At 42.3% G+C, this 23533-nt stretch carries 21 protein-coding genes; 10 read left to right on the top strand and 11 right to left on the bottom strand.

Annotation, left to right across the window (positions count from 1 at the left end):
- Positions 1-14 precede the first annotated feature (14 nt).
- A complete protein-coding gene (locus FA047_RS16970; protein ID WP_136837274.1) occupies positions 15-767 on the top strand; it encodes a helix-turn-helix transcriptional regulator in 753 nt (250 codons plus the stop codon).
- 15 nt (positions 768-782) lie between these two features.
- Here the strand turns inward: FA047_RS16970 and FA047_RS16965 are convergent, their stop codons facing one another.
- The 3 genes from FA047_RS16965 to FA047_RS16955 all read right to left on the bottom strand — a co-directional run bounded on the left by FA047_RS16965 (position 783) and on the right by FA047_RS16955 (position 2314).
- The gene (locus tag FA047_RS16965; RefSeq protein ID WP_136837273.1) at positions 783-1154 is read right to left on the bottom strand and encodes a VOC family protein; all 372 of its coding nucleotides are present in this window, start codon (positions 1152-1154) and stop codon (positions 783-785) included.
- Positions 1155-1298: 144 nt separating this feature from the next.
- Positions 1299-1703, bottom strand: coding sequence for a hypothetical protein (locus FA047_RS16960; RefSeq protein ID WP_136837272.1), 405 nt, complete (start codon positions 1701-1703; stop codon positions 1299-1301).
- 29 nt (positions 1704-1732) lie between these two features.
- Positions 1733-2314, bottom strand: coding sequence for a pentapeptide repeat-containing protein (locus tag FA047_RS16955; RefSeq protein WP_136837271.1), 582 nt, complete (start codon positions 2312-2314; stop codon positions 1733-1735).
- A gap of 685 nt (positions 2315-2999) precedes the next feature.
- Here FA047_RS16955 and FA047_RS16945 point away from each other — a divergent pair.
- Entirely contained in the window at positions 3000-3626 is a 627-nt protein-coding gene (locus FA047_RS16945) for a DUF6266 family protein (protein ID WP_136837270.1), read from the top strand.
- Here the strand turns inward: FA047_RS16945 and FA047_RS16940 are convergent.
- The 4 genes from FA047_RS16940 to pxpB are packed head-to-tail and all read right to left on the bottom strand — an operon-like array spanning position 3623 to position 7211.
- Positions 3623-4801 carry an NRAMP family divalent metal transporter gene (locus FA047_RS16940; protein ID WP_136837269.1) on the bottom strand — a complete coding sequence of 393 codons (1179 nt, stop codon included), beginning with the start codon at positions 4799-4801 and terminating at the stop codon, positions 3623-3625. The two genes, FA047_RS16945 and FA047_RS16940, sit on opposite strands and share 4 nt — an antisense overlap.
- Entirely contained in the window at positions 4798-5556 is a 759-nt protein-coding gene (locus FA047_RS16935) for a LamB/YcsF family protein (RefSeq protein ID WP_136837268.1), read from the bottom strand. Before FA047_RS16935 ends, FA047_RS16940 begins: the two co-directional genes overlap by 4 nt.
- Positions 5549-6502 carry a 5-oxoprolinase subunit C family protein gene (locus FA047_RS16930; RefSeq protein ID WP_136837267.1) on the bottom strand — a complete coding sequence of 318 codons (954 nt, stop codon included), beginning with the start codon at positions 6500-6502 and terminating at the stop codon, positions 5549-5551. Before FA047_RS16930 ends, FA047_RS16935 begins: the two co-directional genes overlap by 8 nt.
- Positions 6492-7211, bottom strand: coding sequence for a 5-oxoprolinase subunit PxpB (gene pxpB, locus FA047_RS16925; RefSeq protein WP_225872770.1), 720 nt, complete (start codon positions 7209-7211; stop codon positions 6492-6494). The genes FA047_RS16930 and pxpB overlap by 11 nt, the downstream gene beginning before the upstream one ends.
- Before the next feature lie 267 nt (positions 7212-7478).
- Between pxpB and FA047_RS16920 the strand changes: the two genes are divergently transcribed.
- Together FA047_RS16920 and FA047_RS16915 are read left to right on the top strand one after the other, a co-directional pair.
- Complete coding sequence (locus FA047_RS16920) at positions 7479-8537, top strand: NAD(P)-dependent alcohol dehydrogenase (RefSeq protein ID WP_136837266.1); 1059 nt, start codon at positions 7479-7481, stop codon at positions 8535-8537.
- A 54-nt stretch (positions 8538-8591) separates the two neighbouring features.
- Positions 8592-9068: a hypothetical protein gene (locus FA047_RS16915; protein WP_136837265.1), complete on the top strand. Its 477-nt coding sequence runs from the start codon at positions 8592-8594 to the stop codon at positions 9066-9068.
- Positions 9069-9156: 88 nt separating this feature from the next.
- Here FA047_RS16915 and FA047_RS16910 read toward each other — a convergent pair whose 3' ends face one another.
- Positions 9157-10944 carry a M61 family metallopeptidase gene (locus FA047_RS16910; RefSeq protein ID WP_225872769.1) on the bottom strand — a complete coding sequence of 596 codons (1788 nt, stop codon included), beginning with the start codon at positions 10942-10944 and terminating at the stop codon, positions 9157-9159.
- 317 nt (positions 10945-11261) lie between these two features.
- Here FA047_RS16910 and FA047_RS16905 point away from each other — a divergent pair, with 317 nt between their 5' ends.
- From FA047_RS16905 to FA047_RS16890, 4 genes are read left to right on the top strand one after another with little or no spacing between them, the layout of a single operon-like run.
- Positions 11262-12344 (top strand): efflux RND transporter periplasmic adaptor subunit, encoded by a 1083-nt coding sequence (locus FA047_RS16905; RefSeq protein ID WP_136837264.1) that lies wholly within the window; start codon positions 11262-11264, stop codon positions 12342-12344.
- A 9-nt stretch (positions 12345-12353) separates the two neighbouring features.
- On the top strand, positions 12354-15467 hold the full coding sequence (locus FA047_RS16900) for an efflux RND transporter permease subunit (protein ID WP_136837263.1): 3114 nt from the start codon (positions 12354-12356) through the stop codon (positions 15465-15467).
- Positions 15468-15474: 7 nt separating this feature from the next.
- A complete protein-coding gene (locus tag FA047_RS16895; RefSeq protein WP_169304444.1) occupies positions 15475-16791 on the top strand; it encodes a TolC family protein in 1317 nt (438 codons plus the stop codon).
- A gap of 18 nt (positions 16792-16809) precedes the next feature.
- A complete protein-coding gene (locus FA047_RS16890) occupies positions 16810-17664 on the top strand; it encodes an N-acetylglucosamine kinase (protein ID WP_169304443.1) in 855 nt (284 codons plus the stop codon).
- A 1-nt stretch (position 17665) separates the two neighbouring features.
- Here FA047_RS16890 and FA047_RS16885 read toward each other — a convergent pair whose 3' ends face one another.
- Entirely contained in the window at positions 17666-17863 is a 198-nt protein-coding gene (locus FA047_RS16885; RefSeq protein WP_136837262.1) for a PID-CTERM protein-sorting domain-containing protein, read from the bottom strand.
- A gap of 110 nt (positions 17864-17973) precedes the next feature.
- On the opposite strand from FA047_RS16885, the gene FA047_RS16880 reads away from it, so the two are divergent.
- Entirely contained in the window at positions 17974-21162 is a 3189-nt protein-coding gene (locus FA047_RS16880; protein ID WP_136837261.1) for a LamG-like jellyroll fold domain-containing protein, read from the top strand.
- Between the two features lie 7 nt (positions 21163-21169).
- Here the strand turns inward: FA047_RS16880 and FA047_RS16875 are convergent, their stop codons facing one another.
- Positions 21170-21544, bottom strand: coding sequence for a hypothetical protein (locus tag FA047_RS16875; protein ID WP_136837260.1), 375 nt, complete (start codon positions 21542-21544; stop codon positions 21170-21172).
- Between the two features lie 67 nt (positions 21545-21611).
- Positions 21612-22115: a GAF domain-containing protein gene (locus FA047_RS16870; protein ID WP_225872768.1), complete on the bottom strand. Its 504-nt coding sequence runs from the start codon at positions 22113-22115 to the stop codon at positions 21612-21614.
- Positions 22116-22513: 398 nt separating this feature from the next.
- Between FA047_RS16870 and FA047_RS16865 the strand changes: the two genes are divergently transcribed.
- The gene (locus FA047_RS16865) at positions 22514-23524 is read left to right on the top strand and encodes a PorP/SprF family type IX secretion system membrane protein (RefSeq protein WP_136837258.1); all 1011 of its coding nucleotides are present in this window, start codon (positions 22514-22516) and stop codon (positions 23522-23524) included.
- The last annotated feature ends 9 nt before the right edge of the window (positions 23525-23533 follow it).

Below are 23533 nucleotides of genomic sequence, written 5' to 3'. Positions count from 1 at the left end.
GTACTTTTATTATTATGCAAGTATTTGAACCGGTTTCCTATTTACGCCCGTACATCAAATCCTTTATGGTTGTTGAAAGCACCCATCCCGTAGTAAACCGCTTGTTGCCTGACACAACTTTAGTTGCTGCAATTCGATTGAGAGGCCAAGTAACATTCAATAACGAAAGCGGACATATTGCACTGCCCACGTTTTCCATCTCCGGCTTAAGAAAATCTTACAGGATGGCCGAATATGCAGATGCCAGTGCAAATATATTGGTTCATTTTAAAGAGGGGGGTGCTAGAGCATTTCTGGATTTACCTATGCATGAGTTATTCGAATCCAGTGTTAACCTGGATCTTTTTTTCGCCCCTTCAGCACTAATGGCGCTACAGGAACAAATGGAGGCTCAGCAATCTATTCATGGAAAAGTAAATACTGTTCAACAATTTTTTATTTCGAGACTTTGTCCTCAACAACATGATCTGCTTATCGCTCATGCTGTCGAAAAGATAAAGACAGCAAATGGGATACTTAGTATCAGGGAACTCTCCGACCATCTCTACATAAGCATAGATGCTTTTGAGAAACGGTTTAGAAGAGTGGTGGGTGCGACACCCAAGCAGTTTTCAGACATCGTGCGGATGAAATCTTTAATCGTCCATACACCCCTGAGCCATAAGCTCCTTGATTCGGTATTAGACGCCGGATTTTTTGACCAATCACACTTTATCAGAGAATTCAAAAAATTCACAGGGCAAACACCAAAGGCATTTTTATATTGATGCATTCTCTATTCCCTAACTTTCACCCGGCATTTTCTCCAAATGAGCCAGGATATTAATCAGTTTATTAAAAGGATCCCGCACATAAAACCTCCTGACACCCCAGGGTTCGTTAACCGGGCCATATTCAATTTCAAACCCGGCCTCCCTCATTTTTTCATAGGCAACATCAAGCTTGTCTACTTCAATGGATAAATCCGGCACGGCTGTACCTGATCCGCCATTGGCCGCAAAACTTACCTGAACCTGCATAGGCTCCAGCGACCCATAAGTCACAATCCAGCCATGATCCATAAGGATGTCCAAACCCAGGATTTGCTGATAAAAACATTTTGCTGCCTCTAAATTATCTGTTTGAAAATTGGGTACAATTCTTAAAACTTTCATCGTTATGAAGATACCAGTTTCTTATCAATAATTCAGGGTACTAAGCTGTTAACTGAGCCTTGATTGTAAAAAAAAGGTTAACACCTGGACTGAACTGATGGATAAATGACCCGACTAGCACAACAATATCATCTAAAGTATGTTTCATCTTTCCCCCCACGGTTCAAAGTATTGTAACTGTCCTTCTATCTTCTTATATGGCAAATAATACACCTCAGCTGACTCATCATGAATACCCTTTACCATCGCTACCACCACATCAATTCCTTCCGGATACATCGTGTTCCTAACTCGGGCATCATAAATTATGGAATATGCTGATAGGCTTCTCGATACCAGTTTAGCATCAAAATCTCTTTGAATGACATCAACAAGCACATTACTCAGCGGAAACGCGTCTCCGTCATGAACCAACCGCTGTTTAATATTGCCTTCATAATCCATGCTTACTCCAAAGGGAAAGAACTCTTTTTGTTCTTCAAGAAGTGCTTTTGCTAATGAATAGCTATAATTCAGAAGTTCAGTAACCTGAATAGGGATTGAATCCATAGTGTAAATTGATTTTTTTCGGTTTGACCCTACTCAATTACAATGTCAAACTTAGTTAAAAGACCTGCAAGGGAATTCGCAGAAAACCTTGTTTTTCTAACCATGTTAAGCTGAGGATCGATGCTAAAATTTCTGTTCGTTGTAAAATCCATACCAGAAAGGTTTGTTCCTGAGAATACCGCATCTGCAAGATCGCATCCTGTCATGGAGGCTTTGGACAGATCAGCATTACTAAAATTCGCACCATGAAGCCTGCAATTGCTGAAGCTGCTTTTGTTCATTTTCTTACCATCAAAGCTTGCGTAGTCCATAAGGCAGTTTTCAAACTGCAGCGAGAACCCAAAATCGAGCATCTGATAAAAGTTGATGCCGATTAATTTACAATCCCGGAAGGTTAAGTCCATTGCTTTGCATTTCGCTACTTGTGCATTACTGAGATTACAGGCAGTAAAAAGGCAGTCTGTAAAAGCAATGCCAGAGACCTCACCAAATGTACAAGCTTGGAATTCTGTAGACTCGTATGTAGAATCTAGCCTTTCGATTGTAAAATCAACCCGCTCGATAACATGTTCGTAGGTTTTCGCTCCAGTAGTAGTTTTTCTTTTGATCATTGGATTTCGCTTATCTGTTATAGGATGCCGTTGAGTTTTCAGAGACAAAGATATCGTATCAGATTTGTATTGAATAGTAATATTTGTTTGCTCAATCATCCTGCCTATCCTACCGATCAGCAAAGTGAACTCCTCATAAACCCAATTTGTTCCTATGGACCATCTACCTTATCCATAAAGTTATTCAGGTAAGTAAACAGCACTTCTATTTTCTGATAATACGAATACTCATCTTTATAGCACTTTTACTTTTAAGCACATTTGAAAGCGTTAACACACCATGTTCAGTAAAAATTCTGGGAAATAACCCTCTCAGTACCATTGCGGCGCTTTTCAATTTTACAGCCTGTGCTGAACTCGTTTCAGTAACCTCTCCCCACAAACCCTAATGGGACTTCACTCTACTTTCAACACACTTTCGGTATCCACTCGTGTCCACTAAAGCACTTCACAACCCCTTCATAGGGGTTACTCAAGGGTTGGAAGGGCTACAGCCTTTCAAATGGTTATGTAGGAATTGTACAGCTGTTGCATTTCAGTTGCTATCCCACGATCACACACCGAAAGGATACCAAACGCAATAGGAAACAACCGGCATTCGATAAAGAAAAATAGTCGCTGTTCGGGATATTAATAGCCCGCCGTCTAAGCTACACCTCGTTAATTTTATTCCAAATCATTTACCATGGGAACATTAGACAACGGGGCATTTGGCCACCTAAGAGGAAAAGTAGGAAATCTGGTCAGCTATACTTTAAACGGGAAAAACGTAGTTCGGGAACTGGGGCAAACAGCAAAACCTCCTACCAGACCTAAGCTCGCCAACTATCAGAAAATGGCTGTAGTAAATGCTTTCTTAAAACCCATCCTGCCTCTCATCAATCTGGGTTTTGCTTTTGCAGTACAACGTACAGATCGCAACCAGCACAATGAAGCTGTTTCCTACAACAAACGGTTTGCCCTCCAAGGCGAATACCCAGATATAGAAATGGATTACAGCAAAGCATTGGTCAGCAAAGGGGAGTTGCCTCCTGCCCAATCTCCAGCTATTAGCAAGCTTCCAAACGGCGTAGAATTTACATGGCAGATACCGGCAGATATGACCTATGCCGATTTATACAACCGCGCCATGCTCCTGCTCTATTTTCCGGAAAGCAAGACCGCCATATTTGATTTAAGCGGAGCCCGCAGAAGCGAACTCCGGGATTTCATTCCTTTGGAACCGGCACAACTCACACAAACCATACATGCCTATATTGCTTTTGCCGGCGACGATCGGCTGAGCGTGAGTGACAGCGTATGGATTCCTTAAACCAACATCCTGATCAATACATTCGCACTCATGTAAGTCATCACAGCAACAATCAGCAGTCCGAACACCGCCAGCCATTTTGGATGTTTATAGCTGCCTACAATTTTAGATTGATAGGCAGCAAGTAACATCACCGTAAGTGTGACAGGGAGTATAAACCCGTTTATCGCCCCTGCTACGATGAGCAGGCTGACCGGCTTACCTACAAAAACAAAAATAACTGTGGAAACCAGGATAAAAGCAATGATGACCTTATTCTCCTGCTCTTCAATCTTTTTATGAAAGGACTTGATAAAGGATACCGATGTATATGCCGACCCAATGATGGAAGTAATCGCCGCAGCAAACATCACCAGACCAAATAACTTGTAACCAATGTTTCCCGCCGCAAGCTGAAAGACTGATGCGGTGGGATTTCCTTCGTCGATGAGCAGGTTTTGGCTGATCACACCCAAAGAAGCCAAAAACAACAGGATACGTACAAGTGAAGCCACAGATATGCCCATTACGGCACTGCGGCTCACCTGTGGCAAGGCAGCAGTACCTTTTATACCGGCGTCAAGCAGACGGTGACCGCCTGAGAATGTAATGTATCCTCCTACTGTCCCACCTACCAGGGTGATGATGGTGACCAGGTCCAGCTTTGTCGGCAGCACCGTTCTAAGCACGGCCTCACCTAGGGGAGGAACGGAACTGATCGCCACATAAATAATGGCAATGATCATCAGGAAACCCATCAGTTGGGCAAACCTGTCCATAGCCCGTCCGGCTTCCTTGATCAAAAATATAGCGATGGCGATTCCGGCCGAAATGACCGAACCGGTGATGACATCAATGCCAAATAAGGCCTGCAATCCCAGTCCTGCTCCGGCCACATTGCCGATGTTAAAAGCGAGTCCACCGAAAATGATCAGCGCAGAGATCAGGCTGCCCAATCCCGGCATCAGCATATTGGCAATATCCTGTGCCCTTTTTTCAGAAACAGCAATGACCCGCCAGATGTTCAATTGTACACCGATATCGATAATGATGGAGGTCAGGATCACAAATCCAAAGCTGGCACCCAGCGACTGTGTGAAAACTGTAGTCTGGGTGAGGAATCCCGGACCAATGGCCGATGTAGCCATTAAAAAAGCCGCCCCTACCAGCGCTGTTCTATTGCTTATTTGTTTCATTTGATCCGGATTCCTTCTTCCTTAAATCTATCGTAAATCTTTTCTGCGAAATCTAATGCTGTTGCTCCATCGCCATGTATGCAAATGGTATCTGCCTGTATGGAAACCTCGCTGCCTTGCTGACTGATTACTTTACCTTCTTTTACCATTTTCAGCACCTGTTTTAGTGATTCCTGATGGTCGGTGATCAAAGCACCCGGTAAGTTGCGGGGAGTGAGCGTTCCGTCCTGCTGGTAAGTCCTGTCGGCAAATACCTCACTGAAGACCTTTAACCCAAGTTTTTGTCCGGAGCGGATCAGCTCGCTTCCAGATAGTCCGTATAAAATCAATTCCTCATCAACGCTGTGAACGGCCTGAGCAATCGCATCGGCAAGTTCGCTTTTTACCGCAGCCATATTGTACAGTGCCCCATGTGGTTTCACATGATGCAATATAGCGCCTTCGGCTTTGACTATGGCTGCTAGTGCGCCTATTTGGTAGACTACCATATCATAGGCTTCTTCTGCCGTAATCTTCATTTCTCTTCTCCCGAAGCCCTGCAAATCGGATAGTCCGGGGTGCGCGCCAATGGCCACACCGTGCTCCAGCGCCAGCCTCACAGTCTTTTTCATGGTAGCGGGATCACCAGCATGAAAACCGCAGGCGATGTTGACCGATGAGATATATGGCATGATGGCCGCATCATTTCCAAGGCTCCATGTGCCAAAGCTTTCGCCCATGTCACAATTCAGGTCTGTAATGTATTGACTAGCCATATTTTAAAGTTATTGTTTGCCGAAGCTGGTTCATTTGCTGTTCCTGCGCAAGCAGCAGGGCCTGCGCCTCTTCTAAGGTAATTAATTCAAATGTGATTTCCCGACCGGGCTGCATTTGTGCTAAAAGTGTAAGATCGGCACTGATAACCTGCGCAATTCGCGGATAGCCACCGGTGGTCTGATGATCGGCCATCAACACAATCGGTACGCCCTGAGCCGGGACCTGGATGGTACCAAAAGTGACGGCTGCAGAAAGCATTTCTTTGGTTTCATGTCTTTGCAGGGTTTGCCCGGTTAGGCGATACCCCATTCTGTCGGCTTCATTGCTGATGGCGAATGGCTGACTAAAAAAAGCGGCAATACTTTCGGCTGTAAAATGCCCGAATTCAGGCCCCTCTATAACCCTTACTTTATGATTGGATAAATCCGGATACAGATATTTGCCGGCCGACCAATCGAACTTGTGTTGTCCCTGATAAATGGCGTTAAATGGAATAAAGTCATCTTTCTTTAAAGCCCGGCCTTCCCATCCGCCCATTCCTCCACGCAGGTACGTGGATTTGCTGCCCAATACTTCAGGTACATCAAACCCCCGGTAAACCGAAAGGTAAGTCCGGCAGCCACTCGTCGCTTTTCCAAAGGAAAGCTTCGCTCCTTCGCGTACATAAACGGGCTTCCACATCGTAAGCGGAACTCCATCAATCTGAGGGGAGAGGTTTCCTCCCGTGATCGCAATCAACTGATCACGCTCAAAAATAAGTTCTGGTCCGGAAAGGGTACACTCCAGTGCCGCTTCAGCCAGGGCATTGCCCAGGAGCATGTTGCCTATTTTCAATGCCAGTGTATCCATTGCACCGCTGACTACCATACCAGATTTTTGGTGTCCATAGCGACCCGTATCCTGTACGGTACTGAGCAGACCCGGTTTTAAAATTCTAATGCCCATGATCTGCTTTTATCTTAAGAAATTCTTCTTCGGTTATCGGGCTGAAACGGATCTTCTGCCCTGCCCTTAATAATGCGGGTTCTTCTTTGCTGAGGTCGAATAGTTCGAGCGGCGTCTGTCCGATGACCTGCCAGCCCCCAGGTGTTTCGAGGGGATATACCCCAGTTTGACTTCCGGCGATGCCCACCGATCCCTTGGGAACCTTCGCCCTGGGGCTTTCCTGTCGGGGTGTGGCCAGGCGTTCGTCCATCCCACCCAAATAAGGGAAACCCGGGGCAAACCCGATCATGTAGACGAGGTATTCCGGTTGGGTATGCATGGCGATCACCTCGTCAACGCTCATCTGATGAAAGTCTGCGACATGGTTAAGATCCGGGCCAGAAGCTCCGCCATAGTATACCGGGATGGTGACTGTTCCAGGAGGTTCCGGATTTTCATTTTCCTCCATATCCTCAATCATCTCCTTCAGCATTGACAACACCTCGGAGTAGCGGACTACCCAGGGTTCATAGTAAATGGTAATGCTGGTAAATGCAGGAACGTATTCTACAAAGCCTTCAAAAGTATATTCATCCAGCCAGGCAGCGACATTGAGGATCATTGCATTGATGTCCTTGCTGATCTCATCACCAAACTGCAGCACAATCGCTGCATCACCAAGCGGATAATATTGAACAATATTCGGATCTGTAATATTTGACATCTGCATATGGTTGGATGTTGCCTGTAAAAAGGCGAACATCGGTTGTATGCAATTTAGTATTTATTTTTATTCCTGTTCCATGCTTCTTAATCGTTTTACAGTTTTAAAGTCTATGCTATGCATGTAGCATTTTATTATCCCTTATTATCCCAAAAAAAACCGCATGGATGTGCGGTTTTTTTTATGTCATCATTTCATATAAAGCACAGAATTAGCAAGGAAAACGCGAACTTAGAATCATCAAACAGAGGCCCTAACATAAATTTATAAAAAATGGAAAAATTTGAAGTAAAAGCATACGGCACTCCATCTGCTAAAGCTCCACTAAAACAATTAAATATTGAACGCAGGGAAGCAACCTCAAAAGATGTTGAAATAGATATCCTCTATTGCGGTGTATGTCACTCCGACCTGCACACAGCGAGAAATGACTGGGGAGGGAGCGTCTATCCGGCAGTTCCGGGCCATGAAATTGTAGGCAGGGTAACCAAGGTTGGCACTGATGTAACCAAGTTTAAAGTGGGGGACCTGGCTGCTGTTGGCTGCATGGTAGATTCCTGCCGGGAATGTCCGAGTTGTCGTCAAGATCTGGAGCAATATTGCGTTCCCGGATTTACAGGCACTTACAATGGTAAGGATAAGCACCTGAATATGCAGACCTTTGGTGGCTATTCTGAGAAAGTTGTAGTAGATGAACATTTTGTATTGCGGGTACCTGAAAATCTAGATCCTGCAGCGGCCGCTCCATTGCTGTGTGCGGGGATTACGACCTGGTCTCCGCTCAGACACTGGAAAGTTGGAAAAGACAGCAAAGTCGCTGTTGTTGGCCTGGGTGGATTGGGTCACATGGCAATTAAACTGGCGAAAGCTCTTGGCGCCCATGTTACTCTGTTTTCAAGATCACCGGGAAAAGAGCAGGACGCAATTGAACTGGGTGCAGATCAGGTGATCATATCAACAGACGACAGCCAGATGCTAACTGCGAAAGGAAAATTTGACCTGATCATAGACACAGTTCCCTATGTACATGATGTAAATCATTACACTCCGACGCTGAACATTAATGGAACGATCGTATTGGTTGGTTACCTGGGACCACTTGAACCTATGCTGAATACGGTTCCGATGATCCTGGGAAGAAAATCAGTAGCTGGTTCTGTGATTGGCGGCATTGCTGAGACGCAGGAAATGCTGGATTTCTGCGGTGAACATGGTATTGTTTCAGAAATTGAAATGATCAATATGCAGGATATCAATGAGGCCTACGAACGCATGTTAAAAAGTGACGTCCGCTATCGTTTTGTGATTGATATGGCTTCACTGAAAAATTAGGCACAATACTTGCTTAGCTCAATTCATCTTAAAAATTAAACAAAATTTACAATTATGAAGAAATTACTTTTTACTCTTATTGCGATTGCTACGCTATTTACGGCGGGCTTAACTGATGCTCAGGCACAGGATTACAAAAATGCTATTGGTGGCCGCTTTGGGTCTGCCAATGGAGTGAGTTTTAAAACAGGATTAAGCAAAAAAGCGATGTTGGAATTAATTGGTAATTTTAGAAGTACCAAAGGGACATCTTATTTTAACCTGACAGGTTTGTATGAAGTATACAATCCAATAGGTGGTGCTGAAGGCCTAAACTGGTACTATGGTGCAGGTGCTACCATAGGATCTTATAAGGTAAAGGGATTCGACGGTGATGTGTACCTTTCAGCGAATGGTGTGCTTGGATTAGATTATAAATTTAAGGGTGCACCTATAAATTTATCATTGGATTGGATTCCTGCATTACAGTTAACTCCTGACACAGGTTTTTGGGGTGGTGATGTTGGTTTAGGCGTACGCTTTACATTCTAATAAAACATACACATCTACCTATCAACAAAAAAGGCTACGGATATCCGCAGCCTTTTTTGTTGATCTATTCTCAGTGGTCCAGACCAGCTTAGTTCAGCCATCCTTTTCTTACGGCCTTCTGAAGGTCAGTTGCATTTTCATCAACAGTTGCAGTAAGCTTTACTGAAGTCGCTGCCAACAGCTTAATGGTAATGTCTTTTACAATTCCGTCTCTTCTAATAGTAAACGTTACTGAATCACCAACATTTTTACCTGTTATTGCGGGCATCTTATCAACCGCAGCCTCCACAGGATTTCCATCCACACTGATAATTTCATCATTTACATTCAGGCCGCCGATCCATGATCCGGAATTACGGGAAACAGCAGTGATCATCACTCTTCCTTCCAGCTTTTTAGTCGCCAAACCAAGATAAGGAACATTCTTACCTGCATGCTCATTGGTTACTTTAATACCCGCATAACCGAAGTATTTTACGTAGTCAATAGGATCTGTACCATTCACATATGTTTTCCAGAAGTTTGTAAAGCTGATGCCGCTGATTTTTTCTACCATGGTCTTGAATTCTGCATCAGTGTATCCCCTGCCCAGTTTTTTGTAGTACTCGTCATACATGGCCTTCATTACATCATCAAGATTCTTAGCTCCTTTTGTAGCGTTTGCAATCTCAATATCCATCAGCATGCCCACTACCTCTCCTTTGCTATAGTAAGATATGGTAGCATTATTAGAATTTTCATTTGGGCGGTAAGATTTGATCCAGGCATCATAACTTGCTTCGGCCACGGTCTGGATTTTTGCCCCCGGTGTATTAACTACATTCGTGATGGCTGTGGCCAGATTTTGAGCCGTTTCCTGATCTGTAAAGAAACCAGAACGGTACATCAATTTATTTTCATAATAGGAAGTGAATCCTTCTGCTACCCATAAACTGGTGGTGTAGTTTTCATTGTCATAATCAAATGGCCCAAGCGCTACAGGACGCAGGCGTTTAACATTCCATAAGTGATAGTACTCATGCGCAACAAGATTTAAAAAGCCTTTATATGCTTTAATATCTGAATATCCATTTCTGCTGGCTCCAAGAACAGTTGAGTTCAGGTGTTCTAAACCCCCGCCACCTGTAAAGAAGTTGTGAACAATAAATGTATAATGTTTATTGGGATTCTCTCCATAAATGGCGGTTGCATGATCAACAATCTTCGCCATATCTACTTTCAGCTTTTCTTTATCATAGTTGCCACCACCGAACATCGCCACTTCGTGCTTTACACCAGACGCAGTAAATTCAAAAATATCTTGATTTCCAACCTCGATAGGACTGTCAAATAAGACGTCAAAATTTGCCGCTGTATAAGTAAATGGTTGTCCTGCTACAGGCTCCAAACCAGTAGAGACTTTTTCCCAACCTTTAAAAGGCTTTATTTTTACGGTACTTGGTTGTTTAAGCATTCCATCAGGATAGAGGAATATACCTGTACTCGATAAAAAGGCATGTGAGTCATCTATAAATGAAGTACGTACTGATACTTCAAAAGCGTATACTCTATAGTTGATTTTAACATTAGCGGCTTTAGCTGAGTAAATCCTCCATGCATTCTTCCTTACTTTTTCAAACCTGACCGGCTTACCATTTGCTGATGCTGTAAAACCTTCGATATTTTTAGCAAACTCACGCACAAGGTAAGATCCTGGCGCCCAAACAGGCATTTTAACATCTATATATTCTTTTGATAATCCGGAAATATTCATTTCCATTTCAACGTAATGTGCCTGAGGCTCGGTAAAACTGGCCTCAAAATTTATCTTTACCTGAGATTTAGCTGTCATGCTTATTGCTAGTAATACGATTAATCCTGCTAGTGATTGTTTCATTGTGCTGATATTTAACTTGCCCCAAACTTAAATAAAAATATGCAAATGGGAGTTTAGACCTTGATACCAGTTATGTAAAAACAATAAAACATCAAAGATGTTGACATAATTAGCACACGCATCATCCCGAGTTCATTTTGCTTCGCAGCTTCTTCGAGGGCAGGATGACGAAAGCTTTAACAGAAGATTCAAAACAATTCTGACAATGAATGGTGTAACACACTTAATACGGCCGAAGCTGTAACATACTTAATACAAGTTTTATCAGGCATCATATTTGAATATTTTTGCACGTTAACTAATTCAAGACCCCCAATATGAAGCTAAAATATGTAATTTATACCCTGATCGTTTTAGGGCTTGCTTACCTGATTTACTACAGAATCTCTGCCAATAAAAAACTGGAAGGCGAGGGTGCAGGAGGACGTGGTGGAAAGGACATGAAAGGTGGCGGGAAAGGATTACAAGTAGAGGGGATCGTAGTAAAGTCAAGCGATTTTACAAATAATCTGGATCTGAGTGGCACGCTTGAAGCCAATGAATCTGTGGCATTAAGAAGTGAAGTATCAGGACTGGTAACCAGCATCAACTTTAAAGAAGGCGCGAACGTGACCAAAGGCACTTTGCTTGTTAAAATTAATGACAGGGACATACAGGCACAGTTGCAGGACGCACTGACCAAACAGCAGCTGGCTGCGACAAATGAAAACAGATCTAAGCAACTTCTGGAAAAAGGGGCGATCAGTCAGGAAGAATACGACACTTCATTAGCAGCGCTTCAATCCTTAAAAGCGCAGTCACAGCTCATCAGAGCCCAGTTGGCAAAAACTTCCATCTATGCCCCGTTTAGCGGAAAGATAGGTTTACGCTCAATTTCAACCGGGGAATACCTCACTTCTTCTACTTCGATAGCTAATCTGGCCAGCATCAATCCTTTAAAAGTAAGCTTTTCGGTTCCGGAAAAATATGCCGGACAGATAGGATTGAATTCTGAGGTATCTTTTACGACTGATGGTGTTACGAAAACATTCATAGGAAGAGTATTCGCAATCGAACCTGGTATAAATACACAAACAAGAACTTTACAAATCAAAGCCCTGGTACCAAATCCTAAAAACGAACTGCTTCCAGGGTCTTTTGCAAAAATAAAGCTGTCGCTGAATACAGCAAAAGATGCCATATTGATTCCAAATGAAGCTATTATTCCTGTACTGGAAGGAAAAACGGTTTTCATCAGTAAAAATGGGAAAGCACAGCAGGTACCAGTTGAAGCGGGAACACGCACTGCGGAAAGTATTGTAATCACCTCTGGTTTAAAAGTTGGTGATACGGTATTGACAACCGGTGCAATGGCGCTGAAAGCTGATGCTCCAGTGAAAGTAACTGTGGTAAAAAACTAAGATCACCTTATGAGCATTTCAACCACAAGTATAAAACGGCCGGTTCTGGCCATTGTAATGAACCTGATGATCCTGTTGTTTGGGGTTATCGGATATAATTTCCTGGGCGTAAGGGAATTCCCAAACATCGATCCAACGGTCGTGTCTGTGAGAACTTCTTATCCGGGGGCCAATTCAGATATCATTGAATCGCAGATCACGGAGCCTCTTGAAAAATCAATCAATGGAATAGATGGAATCAGGAACATCTCCTCGTCGAGCAACCAGGGAACGAGCAACATCACGATTGAATTTAACCTGGACAAAAATATTGATGATGCGGCAAATGATGTCCGTGACAAGGTATCTCAGGCGGCCAGAAGTCTGCCTAAAGACATTGACGGGAATCCCGTTGTAAGTAAGGCCGATGCCAACTCTGATGCGGTAATTACCATGACCATACAAAGCGATAAACGCAATGTAATGGAATTGAGTGATTATGCAGAAAATGTAATTGCAGAACGTTTACAGACCATTTCCGGTGTCAGCAGCATACAGATACAGGGGCAGCGAAAATATGCCATGCGCATCAGGATTGCACCGGACAAACTGGCTGCCTACGGTCTCACTACCCAGGATATTGTGACTGCCCTGGACAAAGAGAACGTGGAACTTCCCTCCGGAAAAATAACCGGCGCAAACACCGAACTGATCGTAAAAACATTAGGTAAACTAACGAATGAAGAGCAGTTTAATAACCTGATCCTGAAAATCGATTCCAACAACATCGTTAGACTAAGGGACATCGGATATGCCGCCCTTGGTTCTGAGAATGAAGAAACTGTGTTGAGGGAATCTGGCAAGCCAATGGTTGCTGTAGGCTTAATACCTCAGCCAGGCGCCAATTATCTGGACATTTCCAAAGAATTTGACAAGCGTTTTGAACAACTGCAAAAAGACATTCCAAAGGACATTAAATTAAACATATCTCTGGACACCACAAAGTTCATCAAATCGTCGGTAACAGAGGTAGCGGAAACCATTATCCTTTCTTTGATCTTGGTTATCCTGATCATTTACTTGTTCTTCAGGGACTGGGCGATTGCGATAAGGCCATTGATCGACATTCCGGTATCATTGATCTTTACCTTTTTTATCATGTACATCTTTGGGTTTTCGATTAACGTACTTTCTCTTCTGGCCATCGTGTTGGCTACCGGGCTCGTGGTGGATGACGGGATTGTGGTGACAGAAAACATTTTTAAGAAAGTAGAGGAAGGCTATTCACCTTTTGAGGCAGCTATAAAAGGGTCTAATGAGATATTCTTTGCAGTAATCTCTATTTCCATTACCCTTGCAGCGGTATTTTTACCTGTAATTTTCCTACAAGGCTTCGTAGGCCGGCTCTTTCGAGAGTTTGGAATCGTAATAGGGGCTGCTGTATTGATTTCAGCATTTGTGTCCCTTACACTTACACCAATGCTGAATGCATACCTGATGAAAAAAACGGGACATAAGAAGTCTAAATTCTATAATCTGACTGAACCCTATTTTGTTAAGCTGAACGAGGTTTATGAAGAAAAACTCAATAAGTTTCTGGAAAGGCGTTGGCTTGCCATTCCAATCATAGCTGTCTGTGTCGGACTAATTGCTTTGTTCTGGATCATCTTGCCTAAGGAGACCGCGCCTTATGATGACCGTAGTGCGATCAACATGAACATTACTACGCCAGAAGGTTCGTCTTTTGCCTATACCGATCGTTTCATTATGAAAGTGCAGCAACTGATAACGGATTCTGTTCCGGAAAAGAAAGTGAACATTACCATTACTTCTCCGGGTTTTGGCGGTGCCGGTTCTACCAACAGTGGTTTTGTAAGAATGGGTCTCGTAGATCTTGGAGACCGGGATCGCACACAGGCAGAGATTGCACAAAAACTGACCGGCATGACCCGTAAGTATAGTGAGGGAAAAGTGACTGTAACGCAGCAGCCAACTATTTCCGTAGGAAGACGCGGCGGCTTGCCGGTAAATTACATCATCCAGGCACAGAATTTTGAAAAACTACGGGAAAAAGTTCCCTTGTTCATGGACGAGGTTTCAAAGGATCCTACCTTTACTACTTCTGATGTAAACCTTAAATTTAATAAACCGGAAATAGACCTTACTATAGACAGGGAAAAAGCCAAGAACCTGGGTGTATCGGCAGCAGATATTGGTTCTGCCTTACAGTTAGGGTTGAGTGGTCAGCGTTTTTCTTATTTCTTTATGAATGGAAAACAATACCAGGTGATCGGGCAGTTTGAGGTTGGCGACAGGAAAGATCCGCTGGACCTGAGCTCCGTGTATGTAAGAAATGACAAGGGGGGACTGATACAACTCGACAATCTGGTAACAGCAAAGGAGGAAAGCAGTCCACCGCAACTTTACAGAAATAACAGGTTTACTTCTGCAACAGTATCTGCAGGTTTGGCACCTGGCAGAAGTATTGGAGAGGGTATTGCGGCAATGGATAAAATTTCGGAGAAAGTACTGGATGAAAGTTTCTCTACCGATTTGGGCGGTGAATCCAGGGACTTTAAGGAAAGTTCATCCAACACATTATTTGCTTTTGGTCTGGCACTCCTATTGGTATATTTGATCCTTTCTGCTCAATTCGAAAGTTTTATTGATCCGATCATCATCATATTGACAGTGCCAATGGCTGTAGCCGGAGCTTTTTTATCTCTATGGTTATTTGGACAAAGCTGGAATATTTTCAGTCAGATCGGGACGATCATGCTGATTGGGCTGGTAACGAAAAATGGTATTCTTATTGTCGAATTTGCCAATCAGCTGAAGGAAAAAGGCATGAGTATACAAGACGCAATCAGGGAAGCTTCCGTTTCAAGGTTGAGACCGATTCTGATGACCAGCTTAGCCATTGCTATTGGAGCGCTGCCTATCGCAATGGCATTGGGTGCAGCGGCGAAGAGCAGAATGGGCATGGGTATCGTAATTGTCGGCGGCACAACATTCTCCCTGGTACTTACTTTATTTGTAATACCAGCCATATATTCTTATTGGTCAAAGGAACATAAAGTGAACGAGGACTTGCAGGCATCTCTAGAAACAAAGGACAGCATCCAGAATGAAAACGAAAAATAATTGGGGTATGAAGCGCAATAGAAATTTATTTTCAATGATCGTCATGCTGGCCTGTTCGGTACAGCTGGTCTCTGCTCAGGAAAAATTGACACTCCAGGAAGCCATCAGCATTGCTTTAAAAAATAACTACGATATCAAACTGGTAAATAACGATGTTCAGATTGCTAAAAACAACGTTAATGCTGGTAATGCCGGTATTTTGCCAAGGCTGGATGCCAGTTTCAGTGAAGGCGGTAGTATTCAGAATACGACCAGAACACAAAGCAGCGGCAATCAGCAAACCCTAAATAATGTAAGGAACAGCAATATGAGCTATGGTGTAGCCCTTGGATGGACAATCTTTGATGGTCTGCAAATGTTTACCAATTATGAAAGACTTAAAGAACTTCAGAAACTAGGTGAAGTAAATGCCAAAGCAACCATTTTAACGACCATCAGCGCCGTAGTAAATTCATACTATACGGTATTAAAAGAACAGCAACTCGTAATAGCCAGAGATAGTGCTATGGATGTATCACAGCTTCGTCTGAGAATAGCAAACAACAAACTTTCAATAGGAAGAGGTTCTAAGCTGGATGTATTGACTGCGACGGTAGACTACAATACAGATACATCAGCATACCTGCAGGAATTGAATTTGCTGAAGACTGCCAAAACCACACTAAACCAGGTGTTGGCCAGAGACCTTAATACGGATTTCAAGGTAGATGAAGTAATAAATATTGATGCAAAACTAGATTATACCGCTCTGGCTTCCCAAATGGAACAGTTGAATCCCGATTTACAGAATGCTTTCATCAACAAAAAAATAGCCGAACTGAACCTGAAGCAGGTTAAAGGCCAGCGCTACCCGGTGGTGGCGGTAAACAGTGGCTATGAATTTCAAAAAAGTTCTAGCCCTACCGGGTTCAATACCCAGCAGAAGGCAAACGGCTTTACGTATGGTGTGACTGCCAGCCTGAACATATTCAATGGGTTTCTGCAAAGACAAAATGAGCGTAATGCGAAGATACAGATCAGTTCTTCAGAACTGACACTGGACAAGGTAAAACAGGAGATCAGTGCCCAGCTGATTGCAGCGTATCAAAATTACAGCACCAATCTGGATCTGGTAAAAGTGGAACGGAACAATGTTGATATTGCAAAACAAAGTTTGGAGATTACCCTTGAAAAATACAGGTTAGGCAGTATTGCGCCACTTGAGCTAAGAGAGGCCCAAAAAAATTCAATTGATGCGATCACAAGATTTTTGGAGGCCCAATATCAGGCAAAACTTACAGAAATCAGTCTAAAAGAGATCAGTGGCACTTTAAATATTCAATAAGATTAGTATTTTTATCAAATGATTCTAGTAGCAGACAGTGGTTCTTCAAAAACCGATTGGATGGGTTACAGCCCGAATGAACAAATCAACTTCAGCACGCAAGGTATAAACCCTTATTTTTTAAACGCCCACGATATCTTCAAGCTGTTTTCTAAGAAAAAGGAAATTGCTGAATATGCAGATAGGGTGAAGGAAATATACTTTTTTGGGGCGGGGTGTTCTTCACCTGATAAAATTGAAGTGATATCTAACGGAATTTCATCATTTTTTACCAAAGCCTACGTTTCGGTAGAACATGATTTGCTAGGTTCTGCGTATGCTACCTGTGGCGATAAGGAAGGCCTTACCTGCATTTTGGGTACGGGATCCAATATCTCCTATTACGATGGAAAGGATGTACACAATGGTGTTCACGGTCTGGGTTACGTGCTGGGCGACGAAGGAGCCGGCACTTATTTTGGCCGCAAAATGATCACATCTTATCTTTATGGAAAAATGCCTGCTGATCTGAGTAAAGAATTTGCAAGTACTTACCAGGTAGATAAAGAAACAGTCATCACCAATGTTTACCAGAAATCTTTCCCAAACACCTATCTTGCTTCCATCAGCCGTTTTATGGCAGGTCATCGCGATCACCCCTGGATTATAGATATTCTTCGTGAGGGCTTTCAGGAATTTGTAGACACCAACATCAAAGATTACAAAAACTATAAAAACCTGGACTGTCATTTTGTGGGATCAATAGCTTTTTATTATCAGGATATCTTACGCGAAATTTGTCTTGAAAATGATGTCAAACTAGGGAAAATTTACCAAAAGCCTATCGAAGGGATTTATAACTATATCCTGAAAAAAGAAGGTATCCTGGTTTAAATCAGTTATTCATTTCCCGGACCTTTTTAATACCATAGGCTGCCCCTGCAAATAAGAGGATTCCAATACCTCCATCTATAGGCACATCGGGATCTTCACCTGGCAATCCTGGATTACCCTGTCCCATCGCTATGGTATTCATGATCATAAGCGCAGTAAATAGAATGTACACTTTCAGCTGTTTAAAATTTGCTTTCATGTGGCGAAATTCATCTAATTTCACTAAGAAAAACAACCCCGAATAAAATTAAGCGTAGAATAACCGACTATTAACCTACTGACTATACAAATTTGCGCAAGCAAATAAGTATGGGTAAGTTTTTAAATTCAGTTCTGATCACGGGTACATTCCTTTTATTACATCATCAGTCTTTTGGACAATCCTGGATGAGCAATTACACACACAGGAAAAAGATTACGATTGATAAGAATAAAGTATCCCCTATTGCCGTTCGTGTCCAGTCAAATACCATTTACTATGACCTTACAGATTTTCCGGTCTTAATTGAATTAACCGATCCGGATTTTATTCATGTACCCGGCAATTGCGGCAACAAGGTGAGAGACATTAAAGGAAGAGACATAAATCTGGCGTTGAGTACAGCTGCAGCAAGCCCGCTTAATTTCGAGCTGGAGCATTATGAAGCCGCTACGGGCAAGTTAAGACTGTGGGTGAAGATCCCTTCACTATCGGCTAATATGAGTACTTCTACCCCTACTTCCTTGTTCTTGTATTATGGCTCGTCTGTTCTGCATGATACTGAAGGATCATTTGCTAAGAATACCTGGACAGACAGTGAGTATAGCAGGGTCTGGCACATGAACCTGGATGATTCGCCCTGTATAAGCAGGGATGCCAAAACACAGGCCTCTGAAAACCGCCTGACAGGAAGCCCGGACATGGGGCCGCAGGATGTCAGCACGGCACTACTCGGCACTGGGGTACAGTTTAACGGAACCTCACAGTATATGACTACAGGAGAGGAAACAAGTACGGTCCTCACGCTATCAGCATGGATCAGGCTAAATGCAACAGGACTGGAACAAGTCATCATCAGTAATGATACCAGCGGAACTTTCGGTGCTAATGGATATACACTCAAGCTAAATGCCAACGACAACCTTGCATTTGAAATGCGCAGGGCAACTTCGGCTACATTCATCAGTACCGGCGGCATTAAATTGCAAAGAGACAAATGGTATTATGTCTGTGCTACATCAAATGGAAAGGACAATAATCTTTTTGTGAATGGCGTCGCAGACCTCGGCAGGTCGGGCACATTGCAAAGACTTGGCGCTGGTGGCGCTATCAGAATTGGCACAAATAAATCTAGCTCGTTGCCATTCAAAGGGATTGTGGATGAATTAAGGATACATAAACTCGTCAGAACCCTGCCATGGCTTCAGACCGAATATGAGAACCAAAAGAACAACGCTGACTTTTATAGCGTGTCTGGCGAGGAATACAATCCTGCAGAACGCTCCAGGTTTACAGGAACGTTCAATTCTTCCTGGACAACGGCAGGGAACTGGCAAAATAGCACGATACCTGTATTAAATTCAAATATTGTTATTGCTGCAGGCAAGGTGCTCCAGATTGAAGCCGCACAAAACCTCAGTTGCAACAGCTTTATACTTGAGAGCGGAGCGCAGCTCTTAATCGAAGGTAAACTGAAGGTGAATTGTAAAGTGGAGATTAAGTCAATGGCGAGAATCTCTCTCGGTAATAATGCATCTTTAAACTGTGGTGGAGATGTCATAAATCATGGAAACATTTCTATGGCTCAGCGCCTTGGTACGCTAATTTTTTCTGGCAACCAGCCTGTTCAACATTTCACGGGCAGTGGAACTACAAACATTTACAGGATAGAGAACAGCCAATCCCTCGCAGCAAACGTATTCTTGATGAATGCCCCTATTTTGGTATCCGGAGAAGTAAAATTAGACAATGGCACACTCAACTCAAACGGCTACCTCAAACTACTGGCAACCCAACAGCAAACAGCTTCACTTTTGCCTATACTAAAAACGGATTCCGCAGCCATCGCCGGAATTGTGCATGTTCAGAAATACATCGACGGTGACTACCCTTCGCCCGCAACCGCCAGAGGCTGGAAACTTCTTGCTTCCCCTGTATATCATTCCGAAAATCAAGGCAGCAGGAGCTATACGATTGCAGCCATACAAAATAGCATGTTCGTAACAGGCTCTGGAGGTGCAAGTAATGGATTTGACCCTTCCCCTCTGAATAGTGCAACTATTTACACTCATGATCAGTCTGTATCAGGAAAGCTCTCTCAAAAATATATCCCGATAGCCAATGCATTTATAAGCATCCCTTTTGGAAAGGGTCTCTGCGTATTTTCCAGAGGAGAAAAAACCGTATCAAATGCATACCTGAAGCAGATACAAAATGTCCCATTTTCAAATCCTAAGGGCTATATTTTAACTCACTCGGGAATTATACATACCGGGAATTTATCTGTTGCACTTGATAACAGGAACGAGGGAAAAGATGGAGATGGCTTCAATTTAATTGGTAATCCTTATCCTGCGGCAATAACCTGGAGAAAGTTAATTAAAGAGAATCTGGCTGACTTTGTTTGGATATTTGACCCATTAAACAATGCCTATACCGTGAGTGATTTACCGGAAACGCATATTCCTTCAGGCAGTGGTTTTTTTGTAAAGGTTAAAAATGGCTTTTCCAGTGGGACAATCACATTTACTGAAACCAGCAAATATTTTTCTGATGCTTCAGTACCCCCCGCTCCGGCATCATTCATCAAAACTTCGGTCATTAACGCACCTGACGCGACTAAGGAAGTGAACACATTGAGTCTTGAGCTTTCAAAAGGAATTTTTAAACAGCATTGTAAAATCAAATTCCCGGCCGTCGGTAATGACGGAATAGATGACCGCGATGCATTAAAGATAGACGAGGGCTACGTAAGTATTGCATGTATGGTGAAAGGTCAGCTTCTGGCCATAAATGAAAGGTCGCTAAACGGATTTGACAAGGAGGTATCACTACATGTTAAAGGATGGGAAGCCGGAAGGTATCAGCTGACACTAACTGGTATTGAGAATTTTAAAGGCGCAACGGTATCTCTTCTTGACAAATACCTAAATCAAAGTCTCAGATTAACAGGAAAAAATTATTTATATGAGTTTACTATTGATCCTGCAATAAAGGAAACCTACGGAAGTGAACGATTTACCCTTCAGTTAGAGACTGAAAACTGGCCGCCGGATGAAAGTATTGAGGGAATGATGGTCTATCCAAATCCTTTTAAAGACAAACTGTTTCTAAGAAGAGCGACTTATATCGAGTGCAGCATTACTTTAAGAGATCTCTTCGGACGAATAATTATACAAAGAAAATTAAGACCCGGGGAGAACATATTGTCAGGAATAGAAAAAATAGAAAAAGGTTTTTATCTGTTACAGGTATCTGATGTTATGGGCACCAGACATTTCAAAATTCTTAAAGAATAAATCAGACTCAAGAATTTAATCCGGAGAGTTCCTCCTTTTTGATCAGCAAAATCTGTTCTTCGCCAATGATCTGATAACCCAGGTCATAGCAAAAGCAATAGGTATTGAAACTTTCACTGACAACACTGGTATAATGTTCAAAATCAAAACCATCACTTAATAAAACTTCTTTGCTTACTTGTGCATGACCAGCTGTGATCAGTTTATCCAGAATACGCCTGTTCCTTGTTAACGTACAATTGATATGGCTGATCAAAAGCATTGAGGTCCGTCGCCGGATTCCATAATTGTAGCTACTTCTGCAAAGATCATTACAAAACCTCTTATCTGATCGCCCCTTAATAGAACGGCTGCAAAAAAAGCATGCCTTCAGCTTTTCCATAAAAATAAATTTTCCGGAAAGCTCCTCACTATTTATGAAAATAACCAAATAGGACTATTTTTATATTCTAGGCACAGGCGTTCAGGGCAATTCTCTTATTCATTTCCAATCTGACCATAGAAGCTACCCATTCCAGTTTCTTTTGCTCAACTTCGCCGAAGCTTCTGTGTTGTTTATCAACAATGCAAACGGAGCCTACATGAAAGCCATCATCAGTAGTTATTGGTGCCGCAGCATAAAATTTAAGGCCGTATTCTCCTGCAATCAGGGGATTTGAAATCAGGAACAATTCCTTGGTTACATTTTGAAATGCATGTTCACTCCCTTTAAGCACTGCCAAAGAACATAAACTAATACAGTCAAATGCGCCTTCACTGTTTATCTTATTTTCAGTCCTGCCTGTCCATACAGTATTACGATCTATAAAATTTATCATCGCAACAGGTGTATTAAGCATGGTCGCTGTAATGGCAGCTAACTGATCAAATACGGGTTCAGACTTTGTATAAATGATTTTATACTTGTTCAAATTTTCAATGCGCTCCTTTTCATCTGGAGCAATAATATCCATTCCAATCATCTTGATTTTCTTTAATCCTTTACCTCCCGATGCTTCAACAATACCCGCAACGAATTGATAACAAGCAATTAGTGATGTTTGGTAGCATTAAACAATTACCATACCTGATTTATTAAGAACCTGGATTGCAAAATTATTTCTAGAGAAAAACTGGCCTTACATTCTATTTTCAGCACATTTTAAGCGCGAATAATTTAATTCACTATTTCAAAACCTTACAAAATATTCCTATTGTAAAAAATGACCTTTTTAAAATAGGGCAAAGTTTTTCTCAATGTGAAGAAAATAATCATATCAAAAAATCACACTCTTCACAATGATTTCGTGATATTTTATTGCGTTACAAAAAAATAATCTTATTATTGATCATTCAGTCGGATTGAATCATAATGAAATCAATAATTAATCTCTCTTTTTTGCTCCTCTTGTCTGCTTTATGCTACGGGCAGGAGAACCCAAGATCAACACAATACATATTTAATAATTACCTCATCAACCCGGCTATTACCGGAATAGATAACTATACGGATGTAAAATTAGGATATAGAAATCAATGGAAAGGTTTGGAAGGTGCACCTGTTACCCAATATATCTCTATCCACGCTCCGATTGGGGAGGATTTTGTAAGGAGTTCAGTTAATTCCTTTTCAGGAAGAGGAGATAATCCGCTAAGTCGCAGTTATGTAAACTCTTATACTTCTGCAGAACCTCACCACGGAGTTGGTGTATATGCGCTTACCGACAAAGCTGGCAGGATAAGACAAACAAATATTAATGCAACTTATGCTTATCATCTGGGTTTAAGCTATGACCTGAACCTCTCCGTAGGAGTTTCTGGAGGAGTATCTTCTACAAGCATTGATGTGGCAAGTGTATTCGTCGATAATTCTTCTGATCCATTGCTAAGTGCAGACTACAATAATAAAATCAGGCCTGATGTTGGCGGAGGCATATGGCTATACAGTCCGAGATTTTTCCTGGGAGCATCAGCAAAACAGCTATTAGGATACCGATCGAAAACTGCAAATAAACAAACAAACCTATCCGCTTATCAAACCACCAACTTTTACATCACAGGAGGTTATAAGTTCTTTGTTGACGAGGATATTGCTTTTATACCTTCTGGGTTGCTCAGCTACTGGTTGAGTGCCCCTCCAACCCTGGATGCAAATCTGAAAATTGCCTATCAGGATAAATTCTGGATCGGAGGAAGCTTCCGAAATAATGATTCCTTTTCTGCTCTTGCCGGCTTTAATGTGGCTTCTCTGATTAATCTTTCTTATTCCTATGATGTAACGACATCTGCACTCAGATCGGTAAACAATGGAACTCATGAAATTGTATTGGGTATACTACTGAACAACAGGTACAATGTGAAATGTTCGACCAGGCAATTTTGAGTCTACAGC

Origin of the sequence: Pedobacter frigoris (genome assembly GCF_005116445.1) — a bacterium.
Lineage (GTDB): Bacteria > Bacteroidota > Bacteroidia > Sphingobacteriales > Sphingobacteriaceae > Pedobacter > Pedobacter frigoris.
The sequence above is the reverse complement of the archived record's forward strand: the minus strand, read 5'-3'. Positions and strand labels throughout refer to the sequence as shown.